We start from the raw sequence: 25,411 nt of genomic DNA, 5'->3' as shown, positions 1-25,411 counted from the left end.
TGGCGGGGCCAGGATGGAAGTTTAGGGTTATATGGATAAGATGATGCTCTGTAAAGAACCGGCTCCCAATCAGGGTTGCTGAGGTTTGGAAAGAATACAGTCATTTGTACACTGCAGAACCTTAGAAAAAAATTCACGAAAAAATGCTAAGTCTTTAAAGAGGCTATTGATAAAGTCCAACAAAAACTTAAAAAGGCAGAACCGTTCCCCTGAAAGAACGATCCTGCCTTTTTCGCTTCAAGTATTATAAAAGAGTGTTGATATATGTTTAAGATGCACCTTTCCACTAGGGGTGCCCCCCGGTGGAGTGGGCTTTAAGCAAGAACGGCATGTCATTTCCTTAATTAAGGATCCAGCCGTAAAAATAAGGGGAGATTTTCCCGTTATTTTCAATTTCTAAGCTCATTTTGGAGTGAATAGAGGGAGTTTTTCCCCTTATACGAAGAAACAGCACCTGCTTTTTCATCATATAAGCCAAATAAGGGGAATTTTTCCCTCTATTTAAGCTAATATCACATGCTTTTTAGTATTTAAGGGGAAATTTTCCCTCTAAATGACTAGCCAAAGTACTGAAACTGGCTGATAGGTACCACTTATCATATTCCAAATCCTTGAATCAATACTTTACAATCAACAAGTTGTGAAAGTCCCTTTCCAGCGCTAGGAAAATATTCGAAAAAAGTACTATAAAAACAAAGAGCAGCACACTCAATGCTTTCAAAAAAAAGTCAACCTTTCCTTCGATTTAAGGAAGCAAGGTTGACTTTTTCTTTGTTAGAGAGAATTAGATTCTAAAATTCTTTATATTTTCAGTGCCCTCATTATAAGCTGAGCATTTTTTCGTCTTGACATATTAAACCCCATTCTTCCTTTTGGTAAGTCTGTTTCGAATATCCCCGAATCACTAGTTCTTTCTCTTAAAACGGAAAGAGCAGCTTTTCTTTCTAGCTTACCAGGATAATTTCGGAGAAGGGGAATTAATATTATTTAGCAACAAAGTCTACTAAAGAGCCTATTATAAAAACGTTCTCTTCACTTTTTCCCAGAAGGAGTTATCTTTAAGTTTAACGGTTTTAATTTTTTCTTCGCTTAAGGTAATTTCGACTTGTTTGACGTGCTGGATTCCCAGTGCTTCATTATCCATTCCCATAGAAGGATAGTCATTGCCGTCTTGGACAATTTCAAGTTTCAGCTTGCGGTTCCCACTGAGGATGAAAGAAGACCCGAGTGTGCGGTAGCGGTTATTGTTCAATGACGCCAGTTCGCTTACTTGCAGGCAGGGCAGCATCGGATCGACGACCGCTCCATTCACTGATTTGTTATAAGCAGTGCTTCCTGTCGGAGTGGCGATAACCATTCCGTCTCCGCGGAAGGTTTCGAAGTGCAGGTCATCAATATGTACTTCGATTACGAAGGTCTTGATGATGCCAGACCTGATGCTGAATTCATTCAGGCATTTGAAAGTTGCTTCATCATCGACCGATACATCGATTGTCGGGTAACGGCGGACTTCGATTTGCTCCTCTGTCATTGCCTTGATCATCTTTTCCGTATCATCTATATGGAAGTCACAATACATACTTAAGCTTCCGGTTGTTGAGATTCCTGCATATAAGCAATCCTGGCGGAATCCTGTGTTGCGGACGGCCTGAAGGAATGCTCCGTCTCCTCCGACACTGACAACGATGTTGGCATCATTGGCATTTTTAACAATAGTAAAGCCGTGCTTCTGGGCAAGTTGAGATAACTCTTCTACTTTTTGGAGTGTTTCTTCGTCTTTTAGCGTGTAAAAGTATAGGTTGCGTCTTTCATTCATGTTATTGCCTCCTCAAAAATTAGTCATCCATTTCGGACGAAATTTTTCCAATCACGATAGATTTTGCTAGAATAGTGATTATATGCAAAGTGCTGCTCTCTTGGTGAATTTCTATGAGGCGGATTCTTATGATTATTTTATCATGATAGTGAAACTTTATGATAGCGATGTACGTATGCATCATGAAGAGAAAAAAGGAGGAACTACATATGAGTGGAAAACGTTGGACGGCTCTAGGAATAGCTGCCGGATTATTTTTATTTTCCGTTTTAGTCAATTTTGCGAGTTCTGCAGCGTCAAATGACTTTAGCGCAGCTTTTGAAGAAATGTTTGCCGGTACGGAAAATCCTTTCATTGAAGAGGTTATTGAAGACGGAAGCAGCAGTAAACGAATTGCTGTATTAGAAGTGGATGGTGTCATCCAGGATGTTAATACGGCAGCTTCCATCTTTGAAAGCCCCGGATATAATCATGAAATTTTCATGGAGCAGCTGAAAACAGTTCAGGAAGATGACAGCATCAAAGGGGTCATCCTGAAAGTGAATACTCCTGGCGGGGGCGTTGTGGAAAGTGCCCAAATCCATGAACAGCTTGTCGAGATACAAGAAGAATACGAGAAACCAATCTATGTTTCAATGGGATCCATGGCTGCCTCAGGCGGTTACTATATTTCTGCACCGGCAGAGAAAATTTTTGCCAGCAGAGAAACGCTCACAGGATCACTGGGTGTTATCATGCAAAGTGTCAACTACTCTGAGCTGGCTGAAAAATACGGAGTTGATTTTGTCACAATCAAAAGTGGTCCTCACAAAGATATCATGAGCCCGACGAGAGAAATGACGGAAGAAGAGCGGGAAATCCTGCAGTCCATGGTCAATAATTCCTATGAAGGATTTGTCGATGTCATCGCTGAAGGTCGCGGAATGTCTGAAGAACAGGTAAGACAAATTGCGGACGGACGAGTGTATGATGGAATTCAGGCAAAAGAAAACAATTTGATTGATGGATTTGGATATGTGGAAGATGTCATTCAGGAAATGAAGAAAGACCTTGAACTTAAAAATGCCCAGGTAATCGAGTATACGAGTGATGGCGGGTTTGGTTCTTTATTAAATATGGGTGCCCAAAGGCTGGCTGGAGGAGATATCCAGGCAGCGGCATTAATGAAAATTCTTTCTCAGCCAAATTCCCCGCGCCTGATGTATCTCTATGCGGAATAACTTAAGAGGAGGTGCCGTTCATGAGTGAGTTTGAAAATCAGGATGAATTTGCAGCAACCGTGCAGGAAAAGAAAGAGTCCGATCTGGGAATAGTTGAACTCGGTGGTTTCTGGATGAGATTTTGGGCCTATCTCCTGGATTTGATCGTGATTTCAAGTATAGGAAGACTGATTGTCTATCCAATATTCCGGGCAATGGATTTGTCCCTCGTGAAGGATGATATGTTTGCGCCGATTTCTATCTTTAGTGCAATCATCTTTTACGGCTACTTTGTACTGATGACCAGGTATTTCGGACAGACGCTTGGAAAGATGGCGTTTGGCTTGAAGGTCATTGAATTGGATGGAAAACCTCTGCAATGGAGCACGATTCTCTTCAGGGAATTGATTGGGAGATTCATCTCTGCAAGTTTCTTTGTTTTATATATCGTTGTGGCCTTTACGAACAAGAAGCAGGGAATTCATGATTTGTTTGCGGATACTACCGTGATTCGGGAAAAACGGGCAGCGTTGTTTAAACCGGTAAGTGCCTAAAGATGGGATTTACACTCCGCAGTTTCGGAGACATGGCGGATGCCCGATGAATAACAGGAAAAAGGAAGAAGCAGCCGCTGTGACGGCTGCTTCTTTTAATAATGGCTTTAATTAATTTCGGATATTAGCAGTACGGAAAATGCCTTTATAGTTAAATGCCCTCTAAAATTAACTTGATTTTCGCGAGGTCTTTCTTGTTTTCCTTTTTCATCATAGGTGCCATAAAGGGAGCAAACAACTTTGAGAAACCGGAAGGCTCTCCTTTATTTTGAAGACTCATCATAGTCTGCCTCTCATTTATTGCTCTCCAGCTATAGGTCGTTTCCATTGGAAAGGGCCCCTGTGCTGTCTTCATGACCAGCTTTTCTTCAGGAATAAGTTCTACTATCTCATAAGTGTAAGCAAGCTGGCGTCCGAGAAATTCAGCCTTGAAAGCAATTTGAGAACCGAGTTGAAGAGGTTTCGGTGTCACCCATTCAGCACTTGATATGTTGCTGTACCACTGAGGTGCATTTTCAGGATCAGATGCGTAGGCTGCTACTTTGGATATTGGTGCTTCGATCATGGTTTCTGTCACAACGTTTATCATGTTTGTTCCTCCATCACACTCAATTTTACAGAGATTATCATTGTTCTTCGATAAAATTTTTCAGCAGCGTTCCCAGAAGGTATTCCCAGCCTTTTCTGTGGCTGTCTTCCCATTCTTCTTCAATTAGTCCGGATGCTGTATGGGAAAGCTGAAGTGAGGTTGTACCATCTTCTTCGGTTAAACGATAGGTATAGGCACTATTGACAGCTCCCTGCATCCCGAGGTGCCCTTGGATTCTGATCTCTTCAGGGGCATTTACGTAATATACATTTCCCCAGACGGCTCCTCCTTGGCCTTCCCATTTTTCTAGAAACTGCCCGCCCGGGACTGGATCCAAGGAAAGTGTTGATGGTTTTCCTTCAGGTGCTATACGGAATTCCCACCAGCTTTCTACTTTTTCCGTTAAAGCTTTAAAGACTTGATTGCGAGGGGCGTTAATAAGTGTTTCTTGCTCAATTTGAAAAACTTTGTTTTGTCCGGCAGGTTTCATTGTCTTGTCTCCTCCTGTATCTTCTGCAGCTGTTTTTACATTAAGAAGTGAGGATGCAGCCCGCTCCATATATTTTCCCACCCAGCGATTATGCATCTCCTGAAGGGGAACAGCATTTAAGAAATTTACTCTGTATTTGCCCTTTCTTCTTGAAAGAATCAAGTTTCCTTCCTCTAGTGCGGTCAAATGCTTCATGATGGCATATCGAGAGACTTCAGGAAACTGATCATTGAGTTCGCCAGTTGTCGAGGGTGCATCTTTCAAAATATCAAGAATCCGTCTTCTTATTGGATGAGATAATGCCTTGAATAATGGGGACAAATGGTCTTCCATGAAAAGATCCTCTCTAATAGAAAAAATTAGTATGTGACTAAAAGGTAACATGAATAACGGTAAAAAGCAATCAGCCTTTTCCAAAGTTCCTGCAAACTCAGAAGGTTTATTTTGGAAGAAAGTAGCTAATACTTACTAATTGAAAGGTTGTGAAAAAAGTGAATGGATGGATCATCACACTGATTGTAGTTCTAGCTCTTATTTTATTTTTATTCATCATCATCCTGATTACCAAGCTGACGATTACAGTTTCACTTTATCATGGAAATGACAACGACCATTTCATCATAAGATTCAGGGCCTGGTTCGGCCTGATTAAATACAAAATCGAAGTCCCGATGGTCAAGCTGGATGATGATGGACCCAACATTGTCTTTGAGGAAAAAACGGAAAAAGGCAGTGAAGGAAAAGGGAAGGAAAAAGACAAAGTCAAAAAGGAAACCCCTGAAGAGATGCTGTCATCCATTAAGGATTTCCGGGAACTCCTTCAGCATGTAGCCGGGCTTCACCGGATTGTCAGAAGTTTTATGAAAAAAGTTAAAGTCGACAATGTGAAATGGCAGACTGTCTTCGGCACAGGAGATGCTGCATCAACCGGGACGATGACTGGGCTGATGTGGGGGGCGAAGGGAGGGGTGATTGGCGTGATGAGCAACTATATGCAGCTTCAATCCAAACCGCAGCTTGCCGTCATTCCTTCATTTCAAAAAGCGCTCATTCAGACGGAATTTTCATGTATCATAACTTTTCGGGTCGGGCATGCTATATTAGCAGGAATCAAATTGATCAAGTTTTGGAAAGGCGGAAAACCGAAGTTCCAAACCAAGCCGCTGTCCGTAGTTTCAGAAAAAAATCAATCAGTCTAACAAGACAAACGCTTTGCTGCACTGCCGCGCTAATAGGGACTGTCCCTTGTGCTGCTTTAAAGCGGTAAAGAGTCTGTACATAACATTTAGGAGGTAATCTTATGTCTGATCATCCAATCGAAGGACTTATGACTACAGCAATGGAAAATCTTAAAGAAATGATCGATGTTAATACGATTATCGGAGACCCGGTTGAAACCCCTGATGGAAGTGTAATCTTAACCGTTTCGAAAGTCGGTTTCGGTTTTGCCGCAGGAGGAAGCGAGTTCATTATCAACGGCAAGGGAGATAAAGAAGGCCAGGACGGCAAGCAAGCCAAGAAGGAGCAGCCGTTTGGCGGCGGTAGCGGTGGCGGGGTCTCCATCACACCAATTGCATTCTTGATCGTGGGTTCAAAAGGAATCAAAATGCTTCACCTTGATGAAAATACTCATCTGCTTGAAAAAATTCTCGACCTCGCACCTGGTGTCATGGAAAAGATTCAGGGAATGATGAAGAAAAATAATCAGGACAATGGACAGGGACAGCAGAACCAGAACCAGAACCAAAATCAAAATAATGGCCAGAATCAATCGTTTGACTTCTAATTTAATAGCATGAAAAAGGACTGATCAGGTTCCGGCTTTGAAGGATATATGATCAGTCCTCATTATTGTTTACAGCTACCCATACACATAGGCAGGCTGCCGGATTACATATTATAGTTATCAGCAGGGAAATCGCTGTATAATAGACAAACACAATCATATTAGTTGATTTCTCTTGAATCGGTTGGGTACGATTAAAGAGATTCATACATAACGAAGGAGGTATTTCAATATGGCTTCAATTACATTTAAAAATAATCCTGTAACACTTTTAGGAAATGAAGTAAAACCAGGGGATGCTGCACCGGATTTCACAGTTCTAGCTAACGATCTCTCAGAAGTATCTCTTAATGATACAAAGGGAAAAGTTCGTTTAATCAGTGTGGTGCCATCTATAGACACGGGAGTATGCGATGCACAGACTCGTAAATTTAACGAGGAAGCAGGAACACTTGAAAATGTAGAAGTTTTGACGGTTTCCGCTGACCTGCCATTTGCTCAAAGACGCTGGTGTGGGGCGAACGGTATCGAAAATGTACAAACCTTATCTGATCATCGTGACATGTCTTTTGGTGAAGCATACGGTGTTCATATCAAGGAAATGCGCCTGCTTGCCCGTGCCGTATTTGTGGTCGACAGCAATGATAAAGTGACTCATGCTGAATACGTGAGTGAGGCAACAAACCATCCTGATTACGATGCAGCAATCGTAGCGGTGAAAAACGCTCAGTAATCAATCTTATTTGGTGATATTGGATGAAAAGACCGGCTCTGGAGCAATCCTTCAGGGCTGTTTTTTGGTTAGAGGAAAGAAACTGATTGTAGAAATTGAGCCAGGCTCAGAAGGCGGAAAATGAGCCAGGCTCAGAAGGTGGGAGTTGAGCCAGGCTCAAAAGGTGGAAAATGAGCCAGGCTCACCCAAACCATCACCCTTATCAAGTTGGTTATCGGGTTATAATCGGCCATTCCTCTCTGAATAACAAGTGCCCTTCTTTGACACTCGTGCAGACAAAGGTAAAATAGAGAAAGAATCAATAGTAAAGGAGACAGAGACACATGACGGTTTCTCCAATAGAAAATTTATTTAATGTATTAGATGATACAGCGTTAATACTGCAAGAGGAATTATCGTGTACATATCTGGAAGCCATTGCAGAAAGCGGGGAAAATCTTTTTCATGGAGATATCCTGCAAGATGAGCTGACCGAACTGACCAAGAAAAGACTTCAAAAGAAATACAGCGATGCCGGTCTTGAAAGTATGGAAAAAGAGCAGATACGCAAAGCGATGCAGCTTGCGATCCTTAAGGGCATGAAGGAAAGCTCCCAGCCTAATCACCAAATGACTCCTGATGCGATTGGAATGTTCCTCAGCTACTTAACGGGAAAATTCACTAAAGGAAGCGGAGATCTGCGTCTTCTGGACCCGGCCATTGGGACAGGAAACCTGCTGACAACCGTTCTTAATGGGCTTGCAGATAAGAAAGTCTCATCTGTCGGAGTAGACGTCGATGACCTTTTAGTAAAGCTGGCCTACATTGGAGCGAACCTGCAGAAGCATCCTTTGGAATTGTTCAACCAGGATTCACTCGAACCGCTCTTCATTGACCCGGTGGATCTTGTCATCAGTGACCTGCCAGTCGGCTACTATCCTAACGATTTAAGGGCTGCCGACTATGAATTGAAAAGTGATAAAGGACATGCTTACTCTCATCACCTTTTTATCGAGCAGAGCGTCAAGCATACGAAGCCTGGGGGCTACTTGTTCTTCCTGGTGCCGAATCACTTATTCGAGTCGGAAGAAGCCAAAAAACTGCACGGTTATTTTAAAAAGCATGTGTACATCCAGGGTTTGCTGCAATTGCCGATGTCTCTTTTCAAAAATGAGCATTCTGCCAAAAGCATTCTGATTCTTCAAAAGAAGAAAGAGGATGTAAAACCGCCGAAAGAAGTACTGATGGCGAATATGCCGTCTCTTTCTAATCCAAAAGCGATGGAAAATATGCTGGCGAAGATGGATCAATGGTTTAAAGAAAATAAATAAGGGAAAGCAAAAACTAGGTAAAGTCGCAATGGTTATTGGACTTTGCCTTTTTTTATGGAACTGGCAATCAGAATGTACCATATTGGAAAGAAACAGAGCATCATTGCTTAAGCACTTGCAAAGCTTTCCGGCTTAAAACTATTTTCTGAAAATATTTATTTCGGCATGTAAACGATTACCTGGGAAGCTTACCCTTGAAAAGGCAAACAAGCAGTGATTAAATGAAAAATTGAGAGATATAAAGTCATGAAATGAACAAACTATGATAGAACGCACCAACACCAGATTGACAAGACAAAAGGAGCGGAAAATAAATGGCAAAAATGATCGCAATCAATGCTGGCAGCTCTTCTTTAAAGTTCCAGCTTTTCGAAATGCCTCAAGAAGAGGTTATTACTAAAGGTCTAATTGAACGAATCGGATTGAACGACTCTGTATTCAGCATTTCAGTGAACGGAGAAAAACAGGAAGAAGTAACGGATATTCCGAATCATGAAGTAGCCGTTAAAATGCTTCTGGACAAATTGACTTCTGCAGGCATCATTGAATCCCTGGATGAAATCGAAGGGATCGGCCATCGTGTGGTCCATGGCGGCGAAGTGTTCAATGATTCAGTTATAATTACAGACGAAGTAATTGAAAAAATCGAGGAGCTTTCTGAACTTGCTCCGCTTCATAACCCGGCCAATATCACTGGAATCAAGTCTTTCCAAAGTGTACTGCCAAATGTTCCTGCAGTAGCTGTTTTCGATACAGCTTTCCACCAAACGATGCCGGAAAGCTCATTCCTTTACAGCCTGCCATATGACTACTATGAGGATTTCGGAATCCGTAAATATGGCTTCCACGGAACTTCCCATAAATATGTTTCTGAGCGTGCAGCAGAGATGCTTGGCCGTCCAAAAGAGCAGCTGAGACTGATCTCCTGCCACTTAGGAAACGGTGCGAGTATCGCTGCAATCGAAGGCGGAAAATCAATCGATACTTCCATGGGCTTCACACCTCTTGCAGGTGTTGCAATGGGAACTCGGTCAGGTAATATTGACCCTGCCCTTATTCCGTTTATCATGGAGAAAACAGGCAAGACAGCAGATGAGGTACTGGATGTACTGAATAAAAAGTCAGGTATGCTTGGAGTGTCCGGTCTTTCCAGTGACCTGCGTGACATCGAAGGACAGGCGGCAGAAGGAAACGAACGTGCTGAATTGGCATTGGAAGTATTCGCAAACCGCATCCATAAATACATCGGTTCTTACGCATCCCGCATGTACGGTGTCGATGCCATCATCTTCACTGCCGGCATCGGTGAAAACAGCCAGATCGTCCGCGAAAAAGTCTTAAAAGGCCTTGAATTCATGGGCATCTACTGGGATCCGGCAAGAAACAAAGTAAGAGGAGAAGAGACGTTCATCAACTACCCTCATTCTCCTGTTAAAGTCATGATCATCCCGACGAACGAAGAAGTTATGATCGCCCGTGATGTTCAGCGTTTGACTGTTTGATTCTAACTTAATGAAGGCTCCTCTAGCAGGTGCTTAGACTAAGAGCCAGAATAATTTTATGAAAATTGAGGACGAGACCGCTTATGGTTTTGTCCTCTTTTTGTGTTGTGTGCTAATAGAAGATGTTCGGACAGCAAAGAATCTGGTGATTAGAGAATCGATGTCGTCAGAAGGGCGTACAGGCAGGATGGAATTCAGAAAGAAGAAAATCGGTTCTGTCAGAACTTTGCCGATAAAGCATGAGTGAAAAATCAATGTATTCTGAAACAATTCCTAATCCATGTAGGAGTAATCCAGCCAGTATGGTATATTAAAGGAGATCATGTCTTGATAAGGAGTTGAGGTCGATGGAATTGTCCCAAAGAGAGGAAAACGTGCTGGAGGAGATTCGGCTGTGGCAGGATTCCCTTTATGATTATGAGGCAAATGATCTTGAGAATACATATGTGAAGTGGCTTGATGGTGCATTTTCCACGCTTCCAGTCGATGTGCAGGAGCAGTTTTTTCAAAAGCTTGATGGGTGGTTATTTCATTTGCATTCTTTGCTGCAGGGTTCTCAGCTTCAGAATGATGCCCGTGAACGCATTTTGAAAACGGCCCGTGCCTTCAACCAGGAGGTCGAGACTATTCAGGATTTGCATTTTTTAACGATCGATCAGCTTCATTATATAGCCATGCAGCATTCTGGCAGGCACCAATTTTATTCGTTTATACAGGGCGGACTGACTGGTACTGGAGGTGCGGCCGCAATTGGGGCGGATTTGCCGGCAATGGCCGTAATCAATTTGCGTTCTGTGCAGCTGATTGCGATTTCGTACGGTTTCGATGTTCAAACACCTTTTGAGATGATGACTTCATTGAAGGTTTTCCATGCAGCCACCCTTCCTGCCAGATTGAGGGCTGCAGCCTGGGAAGAATTAATGGAAGATCTTGAACGGAAAGAAAATGATTATTTTTACAATGGTACTGAGAAGCTTACAGATTATACCTGGATGGAAGGTCCTTTAAAGCATATGCTCAAGGGGACGGTCATTACAATGTTCAGGAAGAAGCGCCTGTCTGGGATCCCGCTGATCAGCATGGCGGTAGGGGCAGGAGTCAATTATCAATACACTAGAAAATTGAATGATTTTGCAGAGAAGTATTATCAATATCGTTACTTATCAAGAAAGCGCAGTGATGGATAAGTTGTAAGTAAAAAAAGACCAACCGGCTGCAGGTTGGTCTTTTGGTTAGGGTGTTTTCACAAAAAATGTGGCTTTTTTAATAGCAATGGATTTCCACTCCAGGCGCACGACTCCGCGGGGCGGGCGTTGAGCCTCCTCGGCTTCGCCTGTGGGGTCTCACCTGTCCCGCTAGTCCCGCAGGAGGTCGTACGTCTTCCGTTCCAATCCTCTTACGAAAAATGGAGAGGAGGATAATAAAGTATCCATAAGCAAGATCTTTAAGAAAAGGGCCTTTTGTGAAAAGACAAGAAAGTTAAAATAGTGGATTGGAACTGGTTAGCGGTTTTAAATACAGCCCCTCGGGTAACAAATAAGAGGGAAGACTGCCTTTTTTTCTCTTTGGAACATTGGCTGTCATTTCCAAAACGGCCTCTTCAGCATTTTAATATTACTGATCGTCAGTCCTGACTACTAAAACATCACATTTCGCTGAGCGGGTAATATGCTCAGAGACGCTTCCTATCAGGAATCTCTCCATGGCACTCAGCCCAGTGGCTCCGCAGACAATCAGGTCCGCACTGACTTTTTCCGCTCCATCTTTTGGAATGATGACTTTAGGGGATCCATATTCAATCAGGGTATCGACATTGGTAACACCTGCTTGGTGAGCTTGCTCTTTATATGATTCCATCAATTCTTTTGCATACTGGTCAGCTCGGTCACCTACTGACTGTTCATAGGATTCCACCGTTGCAAAGGATCTCGCATCAATTACATGCAGGATCGAGAGTTTCGCTTCATTACGTAAAGCAATATCGATTGATTTTGTAAATGCCCATTCAGCTTCTTTAGATCCATCAACTGCTACAAGTATGTTTTTATACTTCAAAGTCATGGCTCATCCCTCCTTAACTTCATTTTACTATATATTTCCTATAATAACTGTTACAAAATTTCAAAAGCTATTAGTAGTTATTTTTCCGTTTAAGGAGGACATTAAACCATGGATAAAAAGAACAGAGTAACACAGCAAAGTTTTTATGATGAGAGAGCGGCAGAGCAAACGTCTGCTCAAATCATGGATTCCTATGAATCGGGTCTTCATGATGGCGAGGCGGGACCTCTTAGTTCAAGCAGCCTTCAAGATGAAGAGAAGAAGTAATGAGAAAATGCTGTCCCGATAGATACTCTGGACAGCATTTTCACTGCACTTCTAGTTCTCTGAATGGATCTCAGCAAGTACCTCCGCCAGGATATCTGCCGTTCTGTACTCCTCTTCAAGAGTGTTTTCTGCGCCGCCGATATTTATGGACAATGAGCGATTAAACAGGTCCTGGTTGTAGGTGGATTGCTTTGAACCAATATTTTTAATAAATACTCCCCTGGAAAGCCCGGGAACACTGCTTCAGTAAATTTTACCGCTTCATCAATATTATCTATATTGGAAGCAACAAAAAAAGCAATCTTCCCATTATGTTCTCCTTCTTAATCTAAAGTGGTAAAAAACCGCCATGCTTACAGAGCATGACGGCTTTGGCCTTCCACGGTATTCTTATTAGACTGATGCGAAACAAAGCTATACATCATAAAAGTAAGCAAAAAGCTGATAAACCCAGGCGACCATTCTTCTGGAATCAAGAAGTAAATCACCAGCGCAGCAGCCAGTGTATAGACTGCTTTGACATTGTATTGAAAGGCACCAGAAGCAATCTTTATGAGGTCTTCCTCGGCTATCCTCGCTTTCTTGATATACAGATAGTCAGCCGCAATGACTGCTGAGAGGGGAATGACGAACGCGCCGAGCAGGGAAATGTAGTCTTTCGCATTATCGACAAGTGCTGGAAAACAGCTCAGTACGATTCCGGCTGCACCGAAAGCTAGTGCGCTTCTCACTCTTCCCAGTGAAGGGACGGCGTTAAGCAGACTGTAGCCACCCGTGTATGCATTACTGAGATTGATCGATATCATTGAGACCATAGCGCAGATTCCAATCAGGATGGTCAGCAGAGTCGACCCGGTTTGTTCTGTTGCGGCAACAAAGGGATTGGAGTTTTGAAATAGCGCGGCACTGAAGGTTCCCAGCAGTGCTGTCATGAAAAATCCGAACACATTACCGGAGAACAGTCCCCAGAACCCTTGTTTTCCTGATTTAGCATATCGTGTTATATCTGAAGAAGCACTTACTCCGGATACATATTGAACAAAGGCCAGGCTGGCAAAGAACACAAACGGGCCAAAGGAGAAACCTCCTCCTGCAACTAGGACATTGCTTCCTATTCCTTCTGCTGCAGTGGTAATGAAGATGACCAGTATGGCTGCCTGTCCGATCAAAAGGAAAGGCATAAACATCTTCGTCGCCTTCTTGACTGCTTCAAATCCAATTAAAGCCAGAATCGTCATGATCAATGCGAGTGAGATGGCAATCGGAACCAGAGGAAGATCGAGCCCAGTCGCTTTTTTTACAAGTGACAAGACCACCAAAGTACCGCCAATTGTCTGAACACTGAACCAATACAAGGAAGTGAGGGACCGGACAGGGGATGCAACCAGCCTTGAAAGCTTTGTGCCAATCATGGACCGAATGACATACTGGGCAGGCAGGCCGTATCTTGCGCCTGGCAGAGAAAGGAGAGAGACAAACAAAAACGCGATGCTCCCTCCAAGTAGCGTACTGACTATGGCCCATATCATGGACAACCCGCCTTCCATTACAGCTAATGCAGGAACCAGAAAGTTCCCCGCATTAACAGAGAAAGCAAGCTGAATGATGAAATATTCAAACCAAGTGGTGGTTTTTAAATGCTGTGGGACAGATTCTAATCCTAGTCTTTCAATCATCGGTTTTTTCATCTGGAGGACTCCTTCTATCTTCGAAGTAATTCTATTCTATTGTAAAGGAAGCGGAGCAAAAGTGAAGACTTGAAGTTTAATAACTTAAATTGCATGAAGGAACTGCAGTGGTAAGTCGTTTAATTTTAAAAGGTCTTTTCGTATACTTTGTTGCTATTTTATATTAATTACGTAAGAAAACGTAATTCTATTCTGACAGCCAAAAGAAATGAGCGGCTAACCAGTTAGACTGCAGAAAGCAATCAAATGCGAATACAGTCTATTCTAAAGGTTGTTTGCTAACTAATTGCTGATTTTGAATGTGCTTTTACCTTTATCCCCCTTTACTTAGTAGGATTGAAGCGGAAGGCGTACGATCTCCTGCGGGACTAGCGGGACAGGTGAGACCCCGCAGGCGAAGCTGAGGAGGCTCACCGCCCGCCCCGCGGAGTCGTCCGCATGGAGCGGAAATCCATTTTGTTTAAAAAAGCCACAATCTATAAGGAAACAGCCATTTTTAAAGAAAGATGAGTATCCTGAAGACAGTCGGCGGCTTGTTATCAAGAGGTTTTTTCATGAACGAATTACCCGTATATAGATAGGGAAAATTCAGGCTTTTCTGTCTAAATGTAAATGCTTACATTTCCTATAAAATTGTTGTGCAATTTAAGAATGATAGTGTTATATTAGTTAAGAAGTTTTACATATGGATTTGAAATGAGGAGGTTTTTTTAATGCGTATCGGAGTACCAACTGAAATAAAAAACAATGAAAACCGAGTGGCAATGACACCGGCAGGAGTGGTAAACCTTACCCAGTTCGGCCATGAAGTGTATATTGAATCCGGGGCGGGCCTCGGCTCTGGTTTTACTGATGAACAATATAAAGCCGCTGGAGGTCACATTGTTGGAAGCGCATCTGAAGCATGGTCCATGGACATGGTCATGAAGGTAAAAGAACCGCTGCCAAGCGAATATTCGTATTTCCGTGAAGGATTAATCCTATTTACATATTTACATCTGGCTCCAGAGCCTGAATTAACGAAAGCACTAATTGACAATAAAGTAGTCGGGATTGCTTACGAAACAGTTGAAGCGAACCGCACGCTGCCATTATTGACGCCTATGAGTGAAGTCGCAGGAAGAATGGCTACACAAATCGGAGCCCAGTTCCTTGAAAAAATTCATGGCGGCAAAGGAATCCTTCTATCAGGAGTTCCAGGAGTAATGCGAAGCCGTGTAACAATTATCGGAGGCGGTGTAGCAGGAACTAATGCTGCCAAAATGGCTGTAGGTCTTGGTGCGCAAGTAACCATCCTCGATTTAAGTCCTGAACGTCTGCGCCAGCTGGACGACATTTTCGGAAGCGATGTCCAGACATTGATGTCCAATCCGCTGAATATCGAAAAAGCTGTAGCTGAATCTGACCTTGTTATCGGAGCTGTGTTGATCCCTGGGGCAAAAGCACCGAAGCTTGTAACAGAAGACATGATCAAATCCATGATGCCTGGTTCTGTTGTGGTGGATATCGCCATCGACCAGGGAGGAATTTTTGAAACAACGGACCGCATCACGACTCATGATGATCCGACTTACGTGAAGCACGGAGTAGTTCATTATGCAGTAGCGAACATGCCTGGTGCCGTTCCTCGTACATCAACAATCGCACTTACAAATGTGACGGTTCCTTACGCGATCCAAATTGCAAACAAAGGTTACAAAGAAGCGTGCCTTGGCAATGAACCATTGCTAAAAGGAATCAACACATTGAACGGATATGTAACCTACAAAGCAGTAGCAGAAGCTCATGACCTTGACTATTCTGATACAAAAACACTGCTTGATCAAATTTAATGAATACGAAGGCTGTCCCGTGAAAATGGGACAGTCTTTTTTTTCGGTATTTTTCGCAAAAAAAGATGGTTTTCGCTTCAGTGCACACCTATGTGGCGGCCGGTGATCATCAGCTTTTTCATAAAAGCGGGAGCGGCGGTTCAATTTTGCGGGCGGAGTAACCAGGAGAAAATAAGGGGAGATTTTACCGTTAACTAATGCTATGAGCACATTTTGCTGGTGAATAAGGGGAGAATTTCCCCTTATTCAAGGTTGAATTATCTATTTTTTAGTCTTTTAAATCAAATAAGGGGAAATTCACCCTCTATTTAAGCTGTTTTTCAGTACTATCCATTAATTAAGGGGAGTTTTTCCCTCTATTTCATTTACTTTTAAAAGATGAGAATACAGGGTAAAAAAGAAGGGAGGGTGGAAGAAGGATATGGGCTGTCAATCAAGAACTAAGTATTGTAGAAGCTATGCTTAATGGAGATTTGGCCAGACAGAAAATCAGATGACTATTTATCTGGCAGAATCCACTGGCAGCACAGCAAACTATTTTACAGGAGGGCTATTAAATGAAAATTTCTTATCATGGACATTCAGTTGTTAAAGTAGTCACAGAAAATCATACGATTCTGATCGATCCGTTTATCAGCGGTAACGAACTCACTGACTTGAAAGTGGAAAATGAAAAGCCTGATGTCATTCTGCTTACCCACGGTCATAATGACCACGTCGGCGACACAGTCGAGCTGGCGAAGAAAAATGACGCCCTTGTAGTGGCTCCGTTTGAACTGGCTACATACATAGGCTGGCAGGGAGTGAATACCCATCCGCTGCATATCGGGGGAGGGTATGACTTCGAATTCGGAAGAGTGAAGCTGACGCAGGCATTTCACGGATCTTCCTATGAAACAGAAGACAAACAGATCATTTATACAGGAATGCCGGCTGGAATCCTGCTTACGGCAGAAGGGAAAACAATCTACCATGCTGGAGATACGGCCCTTTTCTCCGATATGAAGCTGATAGGTATGCGAAACACCATTGATCTTGCCTTCCTTCCAATCGGAGACAACTTCACAATGGGACCGGATGATGCCGTTCTGGCAGCAGAATTTATAAACGCTAAAACAGTTGTTCCGATTCATTACAACACATTCCCGCCAATCAAACAGGATCCTGAAAAATTTGTTTCCATGTTGAAAGGACAAGAAGGAAAAGTCATGACTGCTGGGGATGCCATTGAGCTATAATTATTAGGAAGAACGCTGATCCTTTAACGGGTCAGTGTTTTTTTTGTATTTTGGTGTATCTGAGCCAGGCTCAAAAAGGAAATTCTGAGCCAGGTTCGAAAAGGCAGATCTGAGCCAGGCTCAAAAGGTGGAATCTGAGCCAGGCTCAAAAAGAGGGATTGAGACAGGCACAAAAGAGGGAACCTGCCATGGCTTAAAGTGATACCTCCACAAAGAAAAAATAATGAGAAGGGATTGTCCCGCATACATATTAAACATGCTAGTAAAAGGAGGAAGTATATGAAAAAGCAGCGTTATTTGATTTGTTTGTTGCTGGCCGGGATGATGCTCTATTATGCCGTTCCCCGATTAAATGTATTTGCAGAAGGGTTGTCAGGTTGGTTCGCCATCAGCTGGCTCGCTTTTGCAGCCATTGTAATAGCAGGTAATTTATCGGGAATGCTCTTTGCCCCGCGGACAGTGAAGCAGCAAGGAAAGCAATTGAAAAAGAAGAAAGAGGTCAGAAAGGTTCGTTCTTTTGGCTGAACATTCAGGAGAAAATTGAAACACCAAGCTTTTCACTTTATAATTAAGATACTATTTCAGGCACTATAAGAAGGGTGAAAAGCTTGGCAACTAAACATGAGCAAATAATCGAGTATATTGATACACTCCCCATTGGAGAAAAAATATCCGTGAGACAGATCGCCAAGGCCTTAAGTGTCAGTGAAGGTACGGCATACAGGGCGATCAAGGATGCTGAGACAAAAGGATATGTAAGTACTATTGAAAGAGTCGGGACCATCCGGATTGAAAGAAAGAAAAAAGAGAACATTGAAAAGCTGACTTTTGCAGAAGTGGTGAACATTATTGATGGACAAGTTCTTGGCGGGAGAACTGGGCTTCATAAGATGCTCAATAAATTCGTCATTGGTGCGATGAAGCTTGAGGCTATGATGCGTTACACAGAAGCTGGGAACCTGCTGATTGTCGGTAACCGGACAAAGGCGCATGAGCTTGCCTTGAAAGCTGGCGCCGCTGTGTTGATCACAGGAGGATTTGATACTGAGGAAAGTGTCAAACGACTTGCAGATGAGCTTGAATTGCCTGTTATTTCGACGAGTTATGATACTTTTACTGTTGCTGCTATGATTAACCGTGCGATTTATGACCAGCTGATCAAGAAGGATATCGTATTGGTGGAAGATATTTTGACTGCAGAAGATCAGACGGCTTTTTTACAAGTTGGTGATACTTTGGAAGATTGGTATGAAAAAAATCAATCCACCTTCCACAGCCGTTTTCCTGTCATTGACCGGAACAGGAAGGTGCTGGGTATGGCGACATCCAAAGACGTGATGGGCCAGGAGAAGAGTGTTGCCATTGAGAAGGTCATGACGAAAAAGCCTATAACCGTCAGAGCAAATACCAGCGTGGCTTCTGCAGCCCACATGATGATCTGGGAAGGCATCGAAGTCCTTCCGGTGGTTGACGACCAAAACAGGCTGCAGGGAATCATCAGCCGCCAGGATGTTTTAAAAGCAATGCAAATGATCCAGCGCCAGCCGCAGGTCGGGGAAACAATTGATGACAACATTACGAGCAATATGACAACTTCCGATACGAAGGATTCCGCTGAGGCAAGCTACCAATTCCCAGTCACACCGCAAATGACCAACGGACTTGGAACCATGTCCTATGGCGTATTTACAACCCTAGTGACAGAAGCAGCCAACAGGGCGTTAAAGTACTACAAAAAAGGGGATCTGGTTGTTGAAAATATGACCGTGTATTTCATCAGGCCCATTCAAATGGAAAGTGTGATAGACATCCGACCAAAAGTACTTGATGTAGGGCGTAAGTTCGGAAAAGTCGACGTGGAAGTCTACCATGAAACGGTTTTAGTAGGAAAAGCCATGATGATCTGTCAGCTGATAGATAAACATTAATTACAAGAGCGAAAGCGCCTTGAACAGGCCCGGCAGGCAAATGTTCTCAAGAGAAAAAAGGCGGTCTTCTTTTTATTCTCTTGGGGTTATTTGATCCCGAGGGACTAGGGGCTGAAGCTGGCCGGATCAAAAGCCCAAGCGCCCTGAACAGGCCCGGCAGGCAATCTTACTTCACCCAAAACCTAAGCGATAAAAAAACCTGCATTCATTTGAATGCAGGTTTTAATAGCCGTTACTGGTTGTCCAGTTCCTGTGCTTCCTTCACAGCCTGAGGCAGAAAATGCTTGTATACTTTCCAGCCCATCCAGGCACTCCCCAACCCGATCAGGATAAACAGTGCAGCGATGATATAGGTGAAAGTGGTTTGGAATAGAAACAGCTGATTGATTCCGAAAAAGGCGACAAAAAGTCCCAGAGCGATGCTGGATTTACCTGAAAGCCATTTTTTCTCGATGAATCTGCTGCTTCTTACGGATTTAACTTTATAGTAAAAATAAAAAGAAAATGAAAGAATGATTAAAAATACTAAAACGGGCATATCTTATATCCTCCAAAATATCGTTGGTTGAATTCATGAATCTCCGTTTACTATTCTAACGGTATTTCTGATGGATTCCAAATGAACTTTTTATGTCTAAAAGGAGTTTACCATGAAAGATCAAATTATCGAGATGATTAAAGAATATCAAACCATCATTGTGCACCGCCACGTAAGACCTGATCCGGATGCTTATGGGTCGCAAGGGGGGCTTGTAGAAATCCTGAAAGCGTCCTTTCCGGAAAAGAATATTTATGCAGTTGGAAAAGAAGAACCGACCCTGCATTATCTCAGAAGACTGGACAAGATTGAAGATAGTGTCTTCAAAGGAGCTTTAATCATTGTATGTGATACCGCCAACTCAGCAAGGATCTGCGATGAAAGATACGAACTTGGTGATAAGCTCATCAAAATTGATCATCACCCAAACGAAGATCCATATGGTGATTTACTATGGGTGGATACAGAGGCAAGCTCGGTCAGCGAAATGATCTACCTGTTTTATCAACATGGGAAAGACAAGGGACTTAAAATGACTGACGAAGCGGCAAGGCTGCTTTATGGGGGAATAGTCGGCGATACTGGAAGATTTCTATACCCGAGCACGACTCAGCGTACATTTGATGTGGCAGGGGAGCTTATCCGTTATGATTTTGACCGCAACGAGCTTTATAACAAAATGTATGAAGCCGATCCCCAGGTGCTGAAATTAGAAGGATATGTCCTTCAAAACTATGAGATGCTCCAGAATAATGTCGGCTGCATGACGATTACGAAGGAAATCCTCGAGCAATTCAACCTCGTCCCAGCTGAAGCATCCCTTCTCGTAAGCTCGCTTGGAAACGTAAGAGGAATCAAGGCATGGGTCTTCTTTATAGAAGAGGAGGACCAAATCCGGGTGCGCTTCCGCTCAAAAGGCCCGGTGATCAATACGGTCGCCAAAAAGTATAATGGTGGCGGACATCCTCTGGCGGCGGGAGCTTCCATTTTTGACTGGGCACAAAAAGAAGAAGTTCTGAAAGACTTAATGCAGGTTTGTGCAGAGAATTGATTTAATGAAGAGCAGAAGAGGGGATTCGCTTTGCGATGCCCCTCTGTTTTATTTAGCCGGGGGCTTCTGGAGAATTGCGACTGCACAAAAAAAGAGAAGCAGCCAGCTTTTCTAAAGTCTGTATTCTAAAAGATTGCTGTTTTTATGCTGTTTTCCCCTCCTCCGCATTTTATGTAGTAGGAATGCCGCTTGGAGAGTGTTGAGTTTCCTTCTGCCCAGCCTGTATTAAAAGTGGAAGCCTAGGTCAATCCCCTGACAGGCCGATAAACACCCTAGTATAATCAGAAAAACGTCTTATAGTATAGTGAATAGCGAGTAAACACCCTAGTATAATCAGGGAAACGTCTTATAGTATGGTGAATAGCGAGTAAACACCCTAGTATAATCAGGAAAACGTCTTATAGTATGGTGAATAGCGAGTAAACACCCTATTATAACCAGGAAAACGTCTTATAGTATAGTGATTAGTGAGTAAACACCCTATTATAATCAGGAAAACGTCTTATAGTATGGTGAATAGCGAGTAAACACCCTAGTATAATCAGGAAAACGTCTTATAGTATGGTGATTAGCGAGTAAACACCCTATTATAATCAGAAAAACGCCTAATAGTATGGTGATTAGCGAATAAACGAGGCTGGGACAAAACTAGTGTATAAATGAAAAGAGTCCGTGAGATGGTGCAACCTTCTCACGGACTCTTTTTATAATGAAGAGAAAAACTTTTTGTGCAAATAAAAGGATAACCTCTGATAAAATTAGAGTTACCACTCAATAGCCACCGGAAGTGTCCTTATGTTTGAAAATTTTATCATGAATCAGATTAGATTATTTTGACCCTGGATTTAACGATTACTCCTCAAGAAAATAATATTGGCTGTCGACTTAATAAGCAAATGATTCTTGAGGAATTTGTTCAACGAGGTCATGAACTGTATTTCAATGCTATTATTGAGCCTTCTTCAGTTATGGATCCTTTTAATTACATAATACCCGCTTTTTGGTATTCAGAGGTGCCGAATGTAGTATAATCAATGTAAAATAAAGAAATGGGGATTATTAATGAAAAAAATCTATTTAACTGTCATTACAGCTCTTCTCTTTTGTTTTTTTATAGGAACACAAGAAATAGAAGCAAATTCCTGGATAGATTATACAAAGGGAATAGAACTCTTAGAAAAAGGCAAACCAGCTGACGCTATACCATACTTAAAGCGAGCAGCAACAGAAGCGAATAACGCTTCCTATTATCGAGCACTTGCAGATGCTTATGAAGCAAACAACCAATTCCAAAAAGCTGCTGATACCCTTTATACCGAGGCAGCGATTCATTATAAAATCGGCTTGAAAAACGGTGACTTGAATACCTATCATGCAGTCAAGAACAAGGCTGATAAGTTAAACAGTGAACTTGAATTATACTCTTTGGAACATGCGAAAACCGTTGGTACAAAACCTCTCGCTAAGTATGAACCAGAATCAGGTATGTATATCGGTGCGTTTATTAATGGAGACGAACCACTCAAAGAATTTGGCAATCTAAAATACAGCGAATTTAATCGCATAACAAGTAAAAACCATGCTACATACTTTCGATATTGGAATTACGGGGACTCTTTTCCAACTGAATGGGCGGAATCTGTCAAAGATACAGGCGCAGCTTTGCATATTGCTCTCGAACCTAACAATGGACTTGGACCTGTAAAGGATGATGCGTATCTTCGTAAGTTTGCTCGTGATGCAGCCGCTACAAATACACCCATCTTCCTTCGTTTTGCTGGAGAAATGAATGGAAACTGGGTTGAGTGGAATGGTAATCCATCAGAGTATATAAAATCATTCCGAACTGTTTCACAAGTAATGGCCGAAGAAGCTTATAATGTTGCAATGGTCTGGTCACCTTCCGCCAACCCAAAACGAACGATTAACGAATATTACCCAGGGGATGATTATGTTGACTGGGTAGGTGCAAGTATTTACAGTGTAATGTTTTTCAATGGTGATGTGAGTAAGTCTGCTGAACACGTCAATCCACTCGATTCACTCGATGATCTTTACACTGAATATGCAGATCGTAAGCCTATTATGATTAGCGAATATGGAGCAACAACCTACAGTAAAGCAGGTGATATGGACACGACCGACTTTGCAATTAACAAAATGAAAATGCTTTATCACGGCGCAATGCTTAAATACCCAAGGGTAAAATCAATCCAATGGTTTAGCTTAAATACATTGATAAGTTCACACAGTGCCGATCGTATGCTGAACAATTACAGCTTAACGGACAATCAAAAGCTGTTAGACGAATATTCTGCGTTAATAGGAGATGAATATTATCTTGAGGACGTTGTTAACGGCCCCTTTGCCACCACGAAACACACTGAATTACCAAGCATTGTGACATTGGAAAATGAAGTTATTCGAAAGCCGACAACCATATACGCTTGGGCAAAAACCTATGATCCGAATATTTCGAAGGTCTTATTTAAACTAAATGGAAAACATGTTAGTCAAAGTAATTCTTTTCCGTATTCGATTGAAATTAATCCAAATCAACTACAGAGCGGAAAGCATCAACTCCAGACGTTTGTTTATGATTCACAGGGACGAAAAGCAATCGAAAAAAGTGTTGTTTTTCAAACTGGAGAGGAGCCCTCACCATCCAATAGTGAAAGTATTCTTTATATAAATGAGCCAAAAGCATACACAAAAAATGGTGCTGTTAGACTCTTAACCGCACCGCAAATACTAAATGGCCGTACACTAGTTCCACTTCGGTTTATAAGTGAACAAATGGGCGCAAAGGTGAAGTGGAACAGTCAGAATAAATCTATTACAATAGAAAGTGAAGAACAAACAATCGTCCTAGTCATTAATCAAACCTATGCAAAAATCAATGGTAAGCAAATAAAACTGGATACAACACCAATTGTAATAAATGGAACAACAATGGTTCCTATAAGATTCATATCAGAACAACTGCAAACAGGTATCTCCTATGAAAATGCAACAAAAAAAGTTACAATTACTCCCTAGCCACATTTTTTGAGACAGTAGATTAGGTGTTTTCAGTAAATTAAGATCCAAGTTTCCACTGAATCTAAGCAAAATAAATACAACAACAAGCCCGTCACTAAGCAACGATTGCTTAATAACGGGCTTGTTTAAACTTATTTTTAAAACAATTGGAAGTGACAATCACTTCTTGATTAGTCGGAGTCAGTGCTCATAAAATGGAAATGTATTTTTGGAACATCCATAGATAGTAAATTTATTATTATTTAGTTTTATTGAGATATGTTGCTGTAGCTTCTAGAGTCTTTAAAAAATACAACTTGGTATTCTAAGAAAAAAGGCAGTTAATAAAGGTAACATGATAACCTAGGCAGCCGCTTCCTTTATTAAACTCCAGTAAATAAAATTATCCTCTCAATCTTCGAACCTCATCAACATTTAACGTTCCAAACCTTTTATGTATCTTGATTACCAACGCCAACATGACAGCTGTGACAATCTCCCCCAATACAATGGCTGTTAAAGCCAGTGCCTGAAGATTGGATCAACTACTATTTCATATTACTTGTCTAAAATAGGAGCAGTTCCACCCGGTTTATAACTTACCAGTATTAATAATAATAAAAAAATTAAGTCACATCAAACACTAATGAAAAAAAGTCTCTGACCATCTTTTTTGATGATCAGAGACTCTTATTTTTGTTTTCGGCTAGTTTTTGTCCCAGCCTCAATTCCCCTAGAGTATGGTGATTAATTTCTAAACGCCCTATTCATACAAAACAACATTAAACAGCATCCCAAAAAGCTTATAAGGTTGCCACGCAAAGCGTTTATTAACTTCCATAAAAAAAAGACCCGCCACCAAACGGGTCATATCTGCTTTACTACCCGTCATACTCCAGTTCCACGAAAATCTGGATAACGGTATAAAAATAGATTTCCTTTATTTTTACTTTGTACCTCTTATCATTGATTCGCAGAGTTTTGTTTTCGATTGTTTTTTTGACAAGATCCTTGTTTTTATAAACAGAATCCAAGTCTTTTGCAAGCAGGGGGCTGAGGTCGGATTTAATTTCTTCCTCTGCTTCAAAGATGCTGAGTGAATCATCAATTCGGTATTGTTTTGCATTGACAATTTCCAGTTTGATATCCTGGATGGTCAGAAGCTTGCTGTTTTCTTTATTCAGCTCTTTAAAATCCTCCTGCCAATGAGAAAGATCCACTTCCAAGTCTTCTATTGTTTTTTGCTGCGTTTCTATAAGGAAGGTCTGCTCCTCCTGAAGGACACCGAACATGAACAAGAAAATGATCCAGCTGATGACGCCGCCAATAAGGGCTCCTGCAAAGAATCTCTGCCAAGCGGGCTGCCTGTAATACGGAGGAATTCTCATGAGGAAATATGCTCCTGTGTCAGCCAGAAAATAAACAGTGCTGCCGTCTGAGCCCCTCCCATTGCAGAAAGAATCAGGAGGAACTGTTTGAATACCTCTTTGGTCTCGCCGTTCAGGAATCCTTTTTCAAAACTGTAAAGAGTATCAAAGGTTCCACCGATGGCCGCGATGATGGCCCAGATCCTCAGTATTCTGGAAAGCCTGGAAATTTCCGTAAGGAGCGGCTGGCCCGTCATGAATGCTGCCAGTCCTCCCAGGAGACAGCCTCCCAGCAGAACCCCCATTGCAATGAAATAACTTTTGAAAAGCTCCGGGAAGAAAGCTTCAGCCATTCTAATCAACTCCGAAAATAGTAGTTTTCTTCTACACCTGAATGAATCACTGGCTGCTATTGGCCAAAAAAGTCTTTCTACATATATA

The 25,411-nt window shown here is 42.1% G+C and carries 24 protein-coding genes and 1 pseudogene; 15 read left to right on the top strand and 10 right to left on the bottom strand.

Annotated features, from left to right (window positions below; genetic code table 11):
• Positions 1 to 1,015 precede the first annotated feature (1,015 nt).
• The gene (locus tag FZC79_RS04560) at positions 1,016 to 1,816 is read right to left on the bottom strand and encodes an NAD kinase (RefSeq protein WP_148945656.1); all 801 of its coding nucleotides are present in this window, start codon (positions 1,814 to 1,816) and stop codon (positions 1,016 to 1,018) included.
• Between the two features lie 209 nt (positions 1,817 to 2,025).
• Here FZC79_RS04560 and sppA point away from each other — a divergent pair, with 209 nt between their 5' ends.
• Together sppA and FZC79_RS04550 are read left to right on the top strand one after the other, a co-directional pair.
• Positions 2,026 to 3,036 carry a signal peptide peptidase SppA gene (gene sppA / locus FZC79_RS04555; protein ID WP_148945655.1) on the top strand — a complete coding sequence of 337 codons (1,011 nt, stop codon included), beginning with the start codon at positions 2,026 to 2,028 and terminating at the stop codon, positions 3,034 to 3,036.
• A gap of 20 nt (positions 3,037 to 3,056) precedes the next feature.
• Entirely contained in the window at positions 3,057 to 3,569 is a 513-nt protein-coding gene (locus FZC79_RS04550; RefSeq protein ID WP_148945654.1) for an RDD family protein, read from the top strand.
• A gap of 151 nt (positions 3,570 to 3,720) precedes the next feature.
• On the opposite strand, the gene FZC79_RS04545 is transcribed toward FZC79_RS04550, so the two are convergent.
• Both FZC79_RS04545 and FZC79_RS04540 read right to left on the bottom strand, forming a co-directional pair.
• Positions 3,721 to 4,158 (bottom strand): SRPBCC family protein, encoded by a 438-nt coding sequence (locus tag FZC79_RS04545; RefSeq protein ID WP_148945653.1) that lies wholly within the window; start codon positions 4,156 to 4,158, stop codon positions 3,721 to 3,723.
• A 37-nt stretch (positions 4,159 to 4,195) separates the two neighbouring features.
• Positions 4,196 to 4,981, bottom strand: coding sequence for an SRPBCC domain-containing protein (locus tag FZC79_RS04540; RefSeq protein ID WP_148945652.1), 786 nt, complete (start codon positions 4,979 to 4,981; stop codon positions 4,196 to 4,198).
• Between the two features lie 158 nt (positions 4,982 to 5,139).
• On the opposite strand from FZC79_RS04540, the gene FZC79_RS04535 reads away from it, so the two are divergent.
• The 6 genes from FZC79_RS04535 (at position 5,140) to FZC79_RS04510 (ending at position 11,166) form a co-directional block, all read left to right on the top strand.
• Positions 5,140 to 5,847, top strand: a complete 708-nt coding sequence (locus tag FZC79_RS04535) for a DUF2953 domain-containing protein (protein ID WP_252183243.1) — start codon at positions 5,140 to 5,142, stop codon at positions 5,845 to 5,847.
• Between the two features lie 101 nt (positions 5,848 to 5,948).
• Positions 5,949 to 6,434, top strand: coding sequence for a GerW family sporulation protein (gene ytfJ, locus FZC79_RS04530; protein ID WP_148945650.1), 486 nt, complete (start codon positions 5,949 to 5,951; stop codon positions 6,432 to 6,434).
• Between the two features lie 232 nt (positions 6,435 to 6,666).
• Positions 6,667 to 7,167 (top strand): thiol peroxidase, encoded by a 501-nt coding sequence (gene tpx, locus FZC79_RS04525; protein ID WP_148945649.1) that lies wholly within the window; start codon positions 6,667 to 6,669, stop codon positions 7,165 to 7,167.
• Between the two features lie 323 nt (positions 7,168 to 7,490).
• The gene (locus FZC79_RS04520) at positions 7,491 to 8,477 is read left to right on the top strand and encodes a class I SAM-dependent methyltransferase (RefSeq protein ID WP_148945648.1); all 987 of its coding nucleotides are present in this window, start codon (positions 7,491 to 7,493) and stop codon (positions 8,475 to 8,477) included.
• Between the two features lie 314 nt (positions 8,478 to 8,791).
• Positions 8,792 to 9,979, top strand: coding sequence for an acetate kinase (locus FZC79_RS04515; protein ID WP_148945647.1), 1,188 nt, complete (start codon positions 8,792 to 8,794; stop codon positions 9,977 to 9,979).
• A 347-nt stretch (positions 9,980 to 10,326) separates the two neighbouring features.
• A complete protein-coding gene (locus FZC79_RS04510; RefSeq protein WP_148945646.1) occupies positions 10,327 to 11,166 on the top strand; it encodes an EcsC family protein in 840 nt (279 codons plus the stop codon).
• Positions 11,167 to 11,593: 427 nt separating this feature from the next.
• Here the strand turns inward: FZC79_RS04510 and FZC79_RS04505 are convergent, their stop codons facing one another.
• Positions 11,594 to 12,040: a universal stress protein gene (locus tag FZC79_RS04505; protein WP_148945645.1), complete on the bottom strand. Its 447-nt coding sequence runs from the start codon at positions 12,038 to 12,040 to the stop codon at positions 11,594 to 11,596.
• Positions 12,041 to 12,148: 108 nt separating this feature from the next.
• Here FZC79_RS04505 and FZC79_RS22965 point away from each other — a divergent pair, with 108 nt between their 5' ends.
• Entirely contained in the window at positions 12,149 to 12,307 is a 159-nt protein-coding gene (locus FZC79_RS22965; RefSeq protein WP_187442643.1) for a hypothetical protein, read from the top strand.
• A gap of 51 nt (positions 12,308 to 12,358) precedes the next feature.
• On the opposite strand, the pseudogene FZC79_RS23960 reads toward FZC79_RS22965, so the two are convergent.
• Together FZC79_RS23960 and FZC79_RS04495 are read right to left on the bottom strand one after the other, a co-directional pair.
• Positions 12,359 to 12,529 (bottom strand): annotated as a pseudogene (locus FZC79_RS23960) (stage II sporulation protein P); the annotation flags it as partial.
• A gap of 131 nt (positions 12,530 to 12,660) precedes the next feature.
• On the bottom strand, positions 12,661 to 13,995 hold the full coding sequence (locus FZC79_RS04495) for a purine-cytosine permease family protein (protein ID WP_148945643.1): 1,335 nt from the start codon (positions 13,993 to 13,995) through the stop codon (positions 12,661 to 12,663).
• Positions 13,996 to 14,708: 713 nt separating this feature from the next.
• Here FZC79_RS04495 and ald point away from each other — a divergent pair.
• The 4 genes from ald (at position 14,709) to FZC79_RS04475 (ending at position 18,993) form a co-directional block, all read left to right on the top strand.
• Positions 14,709 to 15,827, top strand: coding sequence for an alanine dehydrogenase (gene ald / locus FZC79_RS04490; RefSeq protein ID WP_148937937.1), 1,119 nt, complete (start codon positions 14,709 to 14,711; stop codon positions 15,825 to 15,827).
• Between the two features lie 557 nt (positions 15,828 to 16,384).
• A complete protein-coding gene (locus FZC79_RS04485) occupies positions 16,385 to 17,065 on the top strand; it encodes a metal-dependent hydrolase (protein ID WP_148945642.1) in 681 nt (226 codons plus the stop codon).
• A 279-nt stretch (positions 17,066 to 17,344) separates the two neighbouring features.
• On the top strand, positions 17,345 to 17,590 hold the full coding sequence (locus FZC79_RS04480; RefSeq protein WP_148945641.1) for a hypothetical protein: 246 nt from the start codon (positions 17,345 to 17,347) through the stop codon (positions 17,588 to 17,590).
• An 83-nt stretch (positions 17,591 to 17,673) separates the two neighbouring features.
• Positions 17,674 to 18,993 (top strand): CBS domain-containing protein, encoded by a 1,320-nt coding sequence (locus tag FZC79_RS04475; RefSeq protein ID WP_148945640.1) that lies wholly within the window; start codon positions 17,674 to 17,676, stop codon positions 18,991 to 18,993.
• A 232-nt stretch (positions 18,994 to 19,225) separates the two neighbouring features.
• On the opposite strand, the gene FZC79_RS04470 is transcribed toward FZC79_RS04475, so the two are convergent.
• On the bottom strand, positions 19,226 to 19,531 hold the full coding sequence (locus FZC79_RS04470; RefSeq protein ID WP_148937930.1) for a YtpI family protein: 306 nt from the start codon (positions 19,529 to 19,531) through the stop codon (positions 19,226 to 19,228).
• Positions 19,532 to 19,643: 112 nt separating this feature from the next.
• Here FZC79_RS04470 and FZC79_RS04465 point away from each other — a divergent pair, with 112 nt between their 5' ends.
• A complete protein-coding gene (locus FZC79_RS04465) occupies positions 19,644 to 20,582 on the top strand; it encodes a DHH family phosphoesterase (RefSeq protein ID WP_148945639.1) in 939 nt (312 codons plus the stop codon).
• 1,062 nt (positions 20,583 to 21,644) lie between these two features.
• Positions 21,645 to 23,621, top strand: a complete 1,977-nt coding sequence (locus FZC79_RS04460) for a stalk domain-containing protein (protein ID WP_148945638.1) — start codon at positions 21,645 to 21,647, stop codon at positions 23,619 to 23,621.
• A gap of 385 nt (positions 23,622 to 24,006) precedes the next feature.
• On the opposite strand, the gene FZC79_RS23955 is transcribed toward FZC79_RS04460, so the two are convergent.
• From FZC79_RS23955 to FZC79_RS04445, 3 genes are all read right to left on the bottom strand, one after another.
• Positions 24,007 to 24,129: an NADH-quinone oxidoreductase subunit K gene (locus tag FZC79_RS23955; RefSeq protein WP_148945799.1), complete on the bottom strand. Its 123-nt coding sequence runs from the start codon at positions 24,127 to 24,129 to the stop codon at positions 24,007 to 24,009.
• A gap of 355 nt (positions 24,130 to 24,484) precedes the next feature.
• Entirely contained in the window at positions 24,485 to 24,991 is a 507-nt protein-coding gene (gene ytrI / locus FZC79_RS04450) for a sporulation membrane protein YtrI (protein ID WP_148945637.1), read from the bottom strand.
• Positions 24,988 to 25,323 (bottom strand): YtrH family sporulation protein, encoded by a 336-nt coding sequence (locus tag FZC79_RS04445; RefSeq protein WP_148945636.1) that lies wholly within the window; start codon positions 25,321 to 25,323, stop codon positions 24,988 to 24,990. Before FZC79_RS04445 ends, ytrI begins: the two co-directional genes overlap by 4 nt.
• Positions 25,324 to 25,411 lie beyond the last annotated feature (88 nt).

It is taken from the genome of Rossellomorea vietnamensis (assembly GCF_008180615.1).
Lineage (GTDB): Bacteria > Bacillota > Bacilli > Bacillales > Bacillaceae_B > Rossellomorea > Rossellomorea vietnamensis_D.
The sequence above is the reverse complement of the archived record's forward strand: the minus strand, read 5'-3'. Positions and strand labels throughout refer to the sequence as shown.